10 protein-coding genes are annotated in these 11,190 nt (G+C 39.8%); 6 read left to right on the top strand and 4 right to left on the bottom strand.

Translation table 11 applies throughout. The features are described 5' to 3' along the window. Positions 1-132 precede the first annotated feature (132 nt). The 6 genes from WA1_RS35105 (at position 133) to WA1_RS35125 (ending at position 5,710) form a co-directional block, all read left to right on the top strand. Entirely contained in the window at positions 133-1,410 is a 1,278-nt protein-coding gene (locus WA1_RS35105) for a hypothetical protein (RefSeq protein WP_017745965.1), read from the top strand. 86 nt (positions 1,411-1,496) lie between these two features. Continuing rightward, positions 1,497-3,053 carry an MFS transporter gene (locus WA1_RS35110; protein WP_017745964.1) on the top strand — a complete coding sequence of 519 codons (1,557 nt, stop codon included), beginning with the start codon at positions 1,497-1,499 and terminating at the stop codon, positions 3,051-3,053. 38 nt (positions 3,054-3,091) lie between these two features. Beyond that, positions 3,092-3,244 carry a hypothetical protein gene (locus WA1_RS57480; protein WP_158516730.1) on the top strand — a complete coding sequence of 51 codons (153 nt, stop codon included), beginning with the start codon at positions 3,092-3,094 and terminating at the stop codon, positions 3,242-3,244. 195 nt (positions 3,245-3,439) lie between these two features. Then, a complete protein-coding gene (locus WA1_RS35115; protein WP_017745963.1) occupies positions 3,440-4,123 on the top strand; it encodes an LbetaH domain-containing protein in 684 nt (227 codons plus the stop codon). Between the two features lie 80 nt (positions 4,124-4,203). Further along, complete coding sequence (locus WA1_RS35120; protein ID WP_017745962.1) at positions 4,204-4,470, top strand: Mo-dependent nitrogenase C-terminal domain-containing protein; 267 nt, start codon at positions 4,204-4,206, stop codon at positions 4,468-4,470. Between the two features lie 196 nt (positions 4,471-4,666). Then, on the top strand, positions 4,667-5,710 hold the full coding sequence (locus WA1_RS35125) for a bestrophin family protein (RefSeq protein ID WP_017745961.1): 1,044 nt from the start codon (positions 4,667-4,669) through the stop codon (positions 5,708-5,710). Between the two features lie 377 nt (positions 5,711-6,087). On the opposite strand, the gene WA1_RS35130 is transcribed toward WA1_RS35125, so the two are convergent. From WA1_RS35130 to WA1_RS35145, 4 genes are all read right to left on the bottom strand, one after another. Further along, positions 6,088-6,852 carry a response regulator transcription factor gene (locus WA1_RS35130; RefSeq protein WP_017745960.1) on the bottom strand — a complete coding sequence of 255 codons (765 nt, stop codon included), beginning with the start codon at positions 6,850-6,852 and terminating at the stop codon, positions 6,088-6,090. Positions 6,853-7,316: 464 nt separating this feature from the next. Beyond that, complete coding sequence (locus WA1_RS35135) at positions 7,317-7,733, bottom strand: hypothetical protein (protein ID WP_017745959.1); 417 nt, start codon at positions 7,731-7,733, stop codon at positions 7,317-7,319. Between the two features lie 111 nt (positions 7,734-7,844). Beyond that, positions 7,845-8,108: a hypothetical protein gene (locus tag WA1_RS35140; RefSeq protein WP_017745958.1), complete on the bottom strand. Its 264-nt coding sequence runs from the start codon at positions 8,106-8,108 to the stop codon at positions 7,845-7,847. A gap of 410 nt (positions 8,109-8,518) precedes the next feature. After that, a complete protein-coding gene (locus tag WA1_RS35145; RefSeq protein WP_017745957.1) occupies positions 8,519-11,062 on the bottom strand; it encodes a CHAT domain-containing protein in 2,544 nt (847 codons plus the stop codon). Positions 11,063-11,190 lie beyond the last annotated feature (128 nt).

Consider the following 11,190-nt stretch of genomic DNA (forward strand, 5'->3'; position numbering starts at 1 on the left):
GGAGGGGGGGAGGGGGGGGGGGGGGGGGGGGAGGGAGGGAGGGAGTGAGGGAGTGAGGGAATGAAGGAAGTAATAACTAATGCCCAATGCCCAATGCCCATTCAACCAAAATATGCGTACAGGAGTTTTGTCATGTCTTCTAATTGGCTTAAAGATCGCTTCCTTCAAACACCAGAGCCAGAGCAAGCGCTAGATCGAGCTTATCAAGCTGCATTAAAAATTGAATTTATTGAAGATAGATACTTCAATAGTAACAAAGTTCGTAATAATGGTCACATTGAGTTTCCGCGAGCAGAATTCGAGGAAAATCTGGATATTCTTAAACAAAAAATGAGAGAATTTAATTCCAGCAGATCTGGTCTCGGCAAACTCGGACAAGATCACTTGATGAGGTTGATATTTGTAGAGGGAATCTTGGCCAAATATACGACTCAAACTCCGGAAAACTCTGCATTGGCTTCGGTTTCACCTAGCACGACTTCCAGTCCGATGGTCAATCAAAAGTTATATCCATCGGCTATCAATGTTATTGACGTTAAATCTGTCCCCTCTAGCAAGAAAAAGAAACAAACTTCACAAGATTTAGAATTGCCAGCATACGATAATGAAGAGAAAAGTAAGCCAGGAGGACTCCCAAAGTCAATTAAGAAGACGATTAATAAAGTCAAACATGACCTGAATCCTAAATCTGAAGAAGAAGTTGTGAATGCATTTCGCCGGTCTAGAGCAAAAACAGTTATTTCTCTGAGGCTCATGGTGTTGTTAATTGTCATTCCCATACTGACGCAACAGATATCTAAAAATTTCTTAATTTTTCCGATGGTAGAGAAGTTTAGAGCAGGAGAAGAGACGCAAATCTTCATAAATTCTGAAATGAAGGAGGAAGCTCTCAAAGAACTGCAAACCTTTGAAGAAGAACTAAAATTGGAAAGTCTGATCAATTCTGCTCCTGCGCTCAGTAAAGAAGTTGTGGAGGAGAAAGTTAAACATAAAGCCCTAGAACTGAGAGAAGAATTTCGTCATAAGAGTAATAGCGCTATTAGTAACGTTTTTGCTGATATAATGGCACTTGTAGCTTTCGCTCTAGTCCTGTTGTTTAGGCGACAAGATATTGCTGTGCTCAAATCTTTCATAGACAACATTGTGTATGGTCTCAGCGACAGTGCCAAAGCGTTTGCTATCATTCTGACAACTGACATATTTGTAGGCTTCCACTCTCCTCACGGATGGGAGGTTCTGCTTGAAGGCTTAGCAGGTCATTTGGGAGTTGCAGCCAATCGCAGTGCAATATCTCTGTTCATAGCAACAGTCCCAGTGATCGTTGATACAATGGTTAAGTACTGGCTGTTCCGATCGCTCAGTCGGATGTCTCCTTCAACACTCGCTACCGTGAAGGAGATGAATGAATGAGGAAGGAATCGGGGGCTAGGGTTTAAATATCAACACGTTAAAGCGCTCGATGTACTCAAATTTTCCCTACATAAACGCAAGCAGTCATGGTCGAAGCAAACCTGGTTCAGCAGGAAAATGCACCTAGTTCGGTACAACCTAAGGTAGGGCATTGGGTATTATTATCAACAATTCTTGCCTCAAGCATGGCTTTTATTGATGCCTCCGCGCTCAATGTTGCTCTCCCTGCTTTGCAGAATGACTTTGGAGCAAGCGGACCACAACTCCTGTGGATTATCAACGCATACCTACTCATGCTCGCCGCGCTGATTTTAGTAGGTGGTTCTCTTGGTGATAAGTTAGGGCGCAAAAAAGTATTTGCGATCGGTATCTACCTATTTATGTTGGCTTCGTTGGCGTGTGGTTTTGCCTCAAATATTAAATTTCTGATTGCAGCACGAGTTTTGCAAGGTATTGGGGGTGCAATGATGATTCCTGGAAGCCTTGCAATCATCACCACCTATTTTGAACCAGAACGTCGTGGAGAAGCGATAGGAACGTGGTCGGCAGCAACTACAATGGTAACAGTTGCGGGACCTGTGCTGGGTGGCCTGCTGTCAGATGCTGGATTTTGGCGAGGAGTTTTTCTGATCAACTTACCCATAGGAATGACTACGTTAGCAATTCTTTACTTTAAAGTTCCAGAAAGCCGCAACGAAAAAGCTTCTGTACAAATAGACTATCTTGGTGCAATTCTTGTGACTCTTGGATTGGCGGGTTTGACATATGGTTTCATCTCTCTACACGACCTTGGATTGAGTAACCCGCGTGTTTATCTGACATTAAGCGGCGGTGCGATCGCTTTAATAGCTTATGTCGTAGTTGAAGCTCGTTCTGCTCACCCAATGATGCCGTTGCATCTTTTCAAATCGCGTACTTTCAGTGGTACTAACTTGTTAACTCTGTTCTTATATGGTGCATTAAGTGTTGGTACTTTCTTTTTGTGTCTCAACTTAGTACAAGCGCAGGGTTACAGTCAGTCAATTGCTGGCTTGGCAGATATGCCATTTGCTCTGCTACTCAGTGGATTGTCTCCTTGGGCTAGTCAGTTTGCAGATCGTTATGGTCTGCGTTTGCCATTGATTATTGGCCCTTTTTTAGCTGGGCTTGGATTTCTGTTAATGTCATTTGTTGGGCTTACACGGGGTCCTTCAGAATACTGGACGACATTCTTTCCAGGTATCATGGTTTTTGGGCTAGGCATGGCAATAACAGTTGCACCACTCACAACTGCTGTTATGGGTTCTGTAGCAAAAAACTATGCGGGAACTGCATCGGGAATCAATAATGCAGTCGCACGCACAGCCGGAGTCTTGACGATCGCGATCGTTGGTTCACTAGCTCTGTCTAATTTTTCGCTTTCAGTACAAGCGCACACAACCTGTATTCACCTCTCCCACGCTGCACAAATGCTGTTACAATCCCAGGCAAGACAACTTGGTCAAGTAGCGCCGATTGTTGGGATTGTACCAGAAAATATGAATGCTGTAGAAATAGCATTCAAACTCGCTTTTGTGGATACTTTCCGGTTAGTTATGATAATTTGTGCTGGACTAGCCTGGTTAGGCGCAGTAATGGCAGTGTTGTTCATTAGTGACCGGTGACCAGTAACCAGTGACCAGTGACCAGTGACCAGTGACCAGTGACCAGTACCCTCGTTCCCATGCTGGGAATGCCTTTATTTTGTCGAGCACTTATCCCAATACTCCTCGCTGCTCGGTTAACAATAATTGAGGTGTCAGAACCCCGGTTTCTTAAAGAAACCGGGGTTCTGATTTCCGCTTATTTAATTTAATTTATAAAAAAAAATTGTTTCATGTTTATAACTTTTTTAACTCTAGTTTCTTACCTTTAAACTTATAAACTCATGCATAGATGTTTGGAAGAGATATTTAATGATCTTCTAACCCTAATTAGAAGCGATCGCTTGTCACTCAAAAAAACACATTCTTCCAAATCAAACAGCCCGATCAAAAAAAAGGAGACCGAGATGTACAATATCCATTCCAATATCCTCGCAACCTTTAACCAGAATGAAGTCGTACCAGAAATTGACGTTACAGCTTACATACATCCTCTAGCAGCTGTTATTGGAAATGTTCATTTGGGCAAGGAAGTAATGGTTGCCCCAGCGGCTTCTGTGCGTGGTGATGAAGGGCAGCCTATTTGGATTGCTGATGGTGTGAATGTTCAAGATGGCGTAGTCATTCATGCTTTAGAAACTCATATAAACGGTGAGTTAGTACCTGAAGCTGTTGTCGAAGTGAATGGTAATTTCTACGGTGTTTATATTAGCGAACGTGTTTCTCTTGCCCACCAAAGCCAAGTACATGGCCCAGCAAAAATTGGTACTGACACCTTTGTTGGCATGCAAGCTCTAGTTTTCCGTGCTGAAGTTGGTTGTAACTGTGTTATAGAACCGAAAGCCTTAGTTATGGGGGTTAATATTCCCGATGGAAGATATGTTCCTGCAGGTTCTATAATCAGAAGCCAAGAAGACGCTGATAGTTTGCCTTTGATTACTCCTGGTTACTCACTTAAAGGGCTTAACCATGCAGTTGTGCATGTCAATGTCCAATTAGCTAACGGTTATCGTCATAAAGCCTTGGAAGCTAATCGTGAAAGCAATGCATGGTCAATAGCAGCAGAATCAGTACCAACCCCTACAGTGTAATCTCGTTTACTACCTTGACCTAAATTCAGTGACCTTCGGGTCACTGGTCACTTTTAACTATTTAGGAGCCACTGAACATTATGTTAGGTACAAATCAAATCAAATTTATCCAAAATTGGCTAGATACCAGAGAGATTCACAACCCTACAGTAGCTCGCTTCTTGTGCAAACTTATTCCTGCTCAATGTCCTTTTGAACGAAAGCTCAAACTTTTTAATCGCGTTGTACTCTACATTCCTCCCCTGTGCAATTTCAACCCTTTTTACTACCAATTAATAAATCTTCGCTTTCGTTGTCTTTCTTGTTTGGTAGATGAATATGGTGAAGATGTGACAATTTATCTTTAAAAGTCACAAAAAACCGATTTATCTAAGATTACAAAGCTTGATATCTCGTTAGCGTAGAGACGCGCTGAATGAAAGCGTCTCTACAAAGAACCCGGATTTTTGAGATTACTGTATCGATGCTTTAGTAAAGCTTACTCAATCCAAAATCTCTCAATTCAAAATCGTTCAAGTGCTTAAACATCTGAAGGAGTAGCCAATGTTGTTTAGTAAACTGGCTCAAACAAAAGAACTGAATCAGAAAATTACTGCGTTGAGGTCATTTAAAGGTAAGTTTCACATCTACAGAGGAGAACAATTACACTGGCTTCAAGTAATTTTTAAACTTAAGATCTCAGTTGTACGAGCAATTTTACCTTGGGTGCTCCTGTGTGGTGGATATGGTTTTTTTGTATCACTGCTATCCTATTTTGGATTCCTGACTTCAATTGATGGAAGCAAAGTTTTTCCCCAGGTGATTTTGACTTTCAATATAGTTCTAAGTTTGTTGTTAGCTTTTAGGACTAATTCAGCACATGACCGATTTTGGGAAGGTCGTAAATTGTGGGGAGCTTTAGTCAATACTGTCCGTAACTTAGCTCGTGGAATCTGGATTATAGTTAACGAGCACGAACCGAACGATAAAGCTAACAAAGAGGCAATAATGCGATTGCTGGTTGCTTTTACGGTTGCAATGAAGTTGCATTTGCGAAGAGAAGCTGTAAATTATGAACTAGCAGCGCTAACATCACCAAAGCAATACTCCAAACTGAAAGAAGTCAATCATCCTCCATTAGAAATTGCTTTTTGGATTGGAGATTTTCTACAGAGTCAGTACGAGCAGAACAACATAAATGTTTTCCAGATGAATTCTTTACAAGAATTGCTGGACGACTTGGTAGATATTTTAGGCGGTTGTGAGCGTATACTCAAAACACCGACCCCCTTGATATATACCATTGTTCTCAAGATATTGCTGACAATTTATTTCTTGTTGTTGCCAATGCAAATAGTTGGTGTTTTGCATTGGTGGACCAGTCCAACAATAGCTTTTATAAGCTTGATTTTGCTTGGTATTGATGAGATTGGGGCTGAAATCGAAGAGCCTTTCGGTCACGATCCAAATGACTTACCTCTTGATTTGATCTGTAATACAATACTTTGCAATGTTGAGGACATTATCAGTTGTGAAAGACAAAATACGTCTTGCATAAAAAGTCCTTTATTACGGAATTATAATCCGTACTATAGGAATCCTATTTAAACGTAGGGTGGGTAATGCCAGCCCTGTCAAGGTGACTCATAAAATTTTGATTCAGGCGGCTATTCCTCATCTTCTCTCTCTGCGCTCTCTGTGCCTCTGCGGTTTAAAAGTAATTTATTTAACCGCAGAGACGCAGAGTACACAGAGGTAAGAGGAGAGAGAGAGAGCTATTGATTTCCTGAAGTTTTTATCCACCTTGACATTTATGTAATTCTAGATAAACTCAAGATAATTGATGATATAGTTATAATAATTTATCCCGCTCAATTATATTGAGCGGGGCTTTATTTTATATTTTCCTTAATTCATACTATTTTGTACTAGATAATAACCTAAGTTTTTTCTAATACAATAATAGAATGAAACTCAATCTCTGTTCAGTTGAAAACACTTTTCTCAGTCTTCTTAGAACTATGAGTATGAACCTGCTTACCAGGTTTTCGCCCGTCGTAAACTTGCTGTTCTTGTGAGTACTCTTTAAGATAGTAGCCCATGCCATAAGCTGTGGCGACAAAATCATCAGGCGTTCCAGCTAACTTTAGCTTCTGTCTCAAACGTTTGATAAGAGCCTTAACAGCATCTTCGTCTGGCGGATCGTCAAAAGACCAAAGGTTCTCTAAAATTTCACCCCGATTCAGAACACAACCCCTACGCCTCAGGAGAAGTTCTAATAAACGGTACTCCTTTGGAGTCAAATGCAGAGGCTGATTATTATAACTTGCCTTACAAATACTGGGGTCAAATTGCAAGTTTTGCCACTCTAGTACAGGTGATAAAGCCACATTTCCACGGCGTAACAAAGCACGGATACGAGCCGACAACTCCTGCATTTTATAAGGTTTGACCATATAGTCATCTGCGCCTGCATCTAGTCCCGCAATGATATCAGTCGTGGTATCTCGAGCAGTCAACAGGAGAATTGGCATTTGATAACCGTGAGAGCGCAATTGCTGACAAAGACTTATACCATCAAGCTTTGGTAACATTACGTCCAGCAATAGTAAATCATAAGTAAAAGACCTCACAAATTCCCAGCCCTTTTCACCATTGGTAGCTACATCAATAATATAGTGTTGCTCACCAAGAAAGTTTGCTACTAACCCAGCAATTTGAGTATCATCTTCGGCTAGCAAAATCCTCATAATCTACATTCTCCTTGAGTAACACTACTGCTGAGACGTTGTTGACAAGGTAGATTCTGTTTTTTTCGTTTCAAGGGTATACGTAGCAGATGCAGATTGCACAAACCATCAAGATGCACTTTGTAAGTATATACTGCAACTTTTATACTTACTTAGAACGGAAGAAATGATTAAAAACTTTGAAGACTCTTTATAAAGAATAAATCACAGATTGTGTTCTAAGTATTTTAGTAAAGAGACACTTTACAATGTGGCACATATGATTTCCTGAGCAGAAGATTCTTTTAATTTGTCCCAGAATTGTCACGCTTTATCACTTAGGATATCTATATTGAAAGAACAGCAAAGGTGAAATATAAACTCTGAAGGATGAAATGTATGTCTGGGCGTTGATATCCTCTACTAAATAAATTCAAGATGAAGTCCAAATGTTTTCTTCTTCTTCATCCTTCAGTTGACTGTAACTAACCCAGAAAAAACTCCTCTAATATTGGATAAAGTTTTTTTCCTATAAACTCAAATTCTTTTTCAAAAGTCGAAGGAGGTGTGATATCTCTCCGGTTATTTATACTCCAGAACAAGTAACCGATAGAGTGATAAAACAAACAGTACTTCTTGTCGTGAAATCGTGTTTCTAAGCTTAAACATCTGGAATGAGGATAAAAATCTAAATCAAAAGAGATAGTGCTTTGCTGGTGAAAATCACTGGAATCAGTAACTAAAGTGTTAGTTGGATAATTTCTATGACCTTGAAGCTTTAGAGAAACTTTTTTCTGATTTTGTGGTTGGTAAGCAGTCAAGCTAAATCGAAATTCAGGAAAGGCTTGTGCTGCAATTTCAGTAGATAATATCTCAAATTCTAAAGATAAGGTGTTGTTCATAACTGACTCCAAATTGTAGTTATCTTGGGAACGCTGTCAATTGATGAGAAAGCAAGTTTCAAATGCTTACCTGACAAGGGATACTTAGGTATTGCACTTTATAATTGCCTTTTATTTTCCTATTACCTGGGTAGGTGTAAGCATTGGTGTTATATCCAAATTACTAGTAGAGGTATGGTCTTGTGTGCTGGAAGGTGGGAAGAAAGTGCAAGCAATTACGCTCGCACCACACATCAGAATAAAACTGCCTAGCAAGGTAATAATGGCAGTGTAATTTTCCCTAGAAGCTTTCGTCTCCTCATCATGATCCAATTTCAAGTAGAGAGGCACTTGACTCATAAATCGATGATATTGGTTAGCATTTTTGCTAGTCATAATGTTAACCGCTCTGTTGATGACTTCATTATAACTATAAATCAGAAATTTCAAGAATAACTATTATACATACTATATATAGATAATAATAATTTTCAAACATAAGAAAATTTTATGAAACTCTATAGTAATCTTGTTTGAATTGTGAGAAGATGCTAAATGTCAGAAATCCAGTATCTTGTGAGATACCGAATTTATTTACCTTGTTTAATTACCTGACAATTGATTTAGAAATGCTAGATAATTTTCTTCTTCAGTAAGAAATTTGTGAATCCGGTTTTTCTGCACTTTAGCTATAAGAAATTTGAATGAAAAATGAGTCGGCGATGGCACGATTCATTATTTTATCTGATACTTGAGATATCCCTGATATTTGTCTTTTCCTAAAGTAAAAACCATGCTGTTTGAAGTTATAACCAATTTCCGACTAAGACAAATGGTGCCCAATAAAAAGGATGAGAAAAATCTGCATCGTGCAAAAATGTTAACTGGGCTTGACGCAAAGCTTCCGCTTTATCAATTCCTGGCTGTCTGAGATGTTTATAAAACTCTGACATAAATTTGGCTGTAGATTCATCTTTAACAGCCCAGAGGGTTGCTAAGGTACTACGTGCTCGTGAATGAACTGCTATTCCAGCCAATCCCAAGATAGCGCGATCGTCTCCTTGAGCTGTTTGACAGGCGCTCAGAACTAATAACTCTATTGGTTGAGTTTCGTCTTCATTTCTAGACTTAATTAATTCGCCCAATTCTTTGACTTTAATCTTGCTATCCCAGGTTAGTATAAAAGTGTCATCAGATCTACTACTAAACTGACCGTGAGTCGCTAAATGCAAAATTGAAAAAGGCTTTGATTGAACAGCTTTTTGCAGGTTGGCGCTAGTAAATTTTTCATTCAAAAGAAATTGGCCGGGAACTTCTGAGACAATCTGTTTGACTTCCATATTGACTCCTGGCAAAGCTTTAAACCCTTGACGTGCTGCACTTAATCCTGCTGTCATCATTTTTAAATTGTTTCCTGCGAACGATCGCGCCTGCAATAACTGCATCCCTGGAGAGAGAGCAAGATTATATTTTTCCACTAGAAACTGTTTGCCATCATGTAAAGCAGCCATTGGCAAAGTTCGCAAACGACCATCTAACACAAATGCTAAAGTTTTTACTCCACTCTTGGCTAAGTCAGACTCTACAGGACGAATCAGCCAATCATATAAATATTGATATAGACGCAAGCGTTCTTCATTGGAGTAAGCAAGATTGAGGGACTGTCGCATCTGTTTCAGATTGTTTTCAAGATCGGTTTTAGATAAAGAAGTTTTGTAACTTAAAAGAGGTTTTCCAGGAATCGATAAAATAACTTCCAAGCGATCGCGTAAAATAATTGGATAAATAACTGCTGCTGTGTTGTCGATTTGGTCAATTTGCTGTGGTTTGGCTTCTATACAAGCTTCGCGAAAGAAATTGTCTAGTTCAGCTAGCTGTAGAGCTTCGATTGTTTCTCGCGCCTGGACTAAATTCTCTGGACTGGGCTTGGATGATTGTAACAAAAGATCCACTAACTCCCGATAAATGGGTTCTACACTCTCTTGAAAAGAAAACTGCACGTCTCGATTAATCGACACCAAGTCACTACGCAAAGATTTAAGCATATTGACGGCTAAATCATATGCGACTATTGCAGCTTTAACATCCCCCTGAATTTTGCGAATGCGCCCGATTTGCCAATAAGCTTGATAGGCGATATCAGAAGCATAAATCGCCTCAGCAATCTGTTGAGCTTGTTCCGTAAGTTGTAACGCCAGATCTAACTGTTGTGTCTGGAAATACAATCCTCCTAACTTAACTAAAGCATACGCTTTGGCTCGCGTATCTCCCAAAGTTTCTGCTTGTTGTACCCCACGGGCTAAAACCTGTGCTGCTTCCTGATATTGTGCAGGATAACCTCCACGTTGCTGCGCCAATTGAGAAAGACTGCGAGCAAAGTTAACAGCCGCATAAATCGATGTGCGAGAAGGAGGAAGATTGTTGAGTTGAGTTTTTATTGGTACTAATAAAGATTGAGCTTGTTTCCATTGTGAGGTTTCTGTATAAAGACTGAGTTGGTTCAACTGAGCTTCTACTTGCAAGCGAGGGTTGGTTGTTTTTGCTGCTGCTTGTTGGTAATAATTTAAAGCTACTTGCTTTTGCTCTTGATCTCTTGCCGTATTTCCCAAGCTAAAAAGAATTTGACTGGTATCCTCAGGAGAGTTAATGCGATCGCTAATTGCCAAACTTTGCTTTAAAATATCTTGGGATTTTTGTACATCTCCTACCATTTGTAAAGCCACTCCCAGACTTTGTAGTGTTTGCATTTTTAAGAGAGAATCAGGTTGGCTTTGCAGTTGCTCGGTGATGCTTGCTAAAAGACTTTGCGACCTCCGATAATATCCCAAAGATTGTAACGCTTGAGCTTGGTTAATTTGACTACCTGTTTTTCCTACGAGATCGCCAGCAGCTGCATAGGCGCGTTCAGCTTTTTGCCAGCTTTCCAGAGCAGCTTCCCCTTTTCCTTGTGCAAGTTGGAGAGTGCCCAAAGTGTTTAAAGATACTGCTAGAATCTGTGAATGTTCCTTCTGACGTTTTAAGAGATTGAGGCTGTTGACAATGGCTTTCTCCGCCTTGTTCCACTCTCCCAAATTCTGATAGGCTAAAGAAAGATAAGACAAACTCCAAGCTTGATTAAGAATATCACCTTGCTGCTGAAAACTAACAGCTGCTAATTCCCAGAATTTAGCAGCATCAGCAAACTGTCCTGCTTCAAACAAGTCTCTGCCTTTATCAAGTTGGGATTTAGCATCTTTGACTTGAAGTTTTCCATTTTGACTAGCATCAAAAACTACCAAAGACTGAGCTTTTTCAGTTTTTAACCTCAATTTCAGATTGGCTTTGGCTACATCTGGAAAATTGCTAACCATCAACAAGAATATCAGTATGTTGAGGTAGAAAATATATTTTACTAATGAAATCAACTTGCGATTTTTATACATATTATTGAAAAATAGGAAGTAGGGAGTAGGTGTAAAAAATTTTCATTCCCTCGTTG

The sequence above is a fragment of the Scytonema hofmannii PCC 7110 genome (assembly GCF_000346485.2).
Lineage (GTDB): Bacteria > Cyanobacteriota > Cyanobacteriia > Cyanobacteriales > Nostocaceae > Scytonema > Scytonema hofmannii.

Excerpts from the sequence above, each read along its gene's own strand:
- WA1_RS35140 (WP_017745958.1), bottom strand. The coding sequence starts at position 8,108 with ATGACTAGCAAAAATGCTAACCAATATCATCGATTTATGAGTCAAGTG.
- WA1_RS35125 (WP_017745961.1), top strand. The coding sequence starts at position 4,667 with ATGTTGTTTAGTAAACTGGCTCAAACAAAAGAACTGAATCAGAAAATT.
- WA1_RS35115 (WP_017745963.1), top strand. The coding sequence starts at position 3,440 with ATGTACAATATCCATTCCAATATCCTCGCAACCTTTAACCAGAATGAA.
- WA1_RS35120 (WP_017745962.1), top strand. The coding sequence starts at position 4,204 with ATGTTAGGTACAAATCAAATCAAATTTATCCAAAATTGGCTAGATACC.
- WA1_RS35110 (WP_017745964.1), top strand. The coding sequence starts at position 1,497 with ATGGTCGAAGCAAACCTGGTTCAGCAGGAAAATGCACCTAGTTCGGTA.
- WA1_RS35130 (WP_017745960.1), bottom strand. The coding sequence starts at position 6,852 with ATGAGGATTTTGCTAGCCGAAGATGATACTCAAATTGCTGGGTTAGTA.
- WA1_RS35135 (WP_017745959.1), bottom strand. The coding sequence starts at position 7,733 with ATGAACAACACCTTATCTTTAGAATTTGAGATATTATCTACTGAAATT.
- WA1_RS35105 (WP_017745965.1), top strand. The coding sequence starts at position 133 with ATGTCTTCTAATTGGCTTAAAGATCGCTTCCTTCAAACACCAGAGCCA.
- WA1_RS35145 (WP_017745957.1), bottom strand. The coding sequence starts at position 11,062 with ATGGTTAGCAATTTTCCAGATGTAGCCAAAGCCAATCTGAAATTGAGG.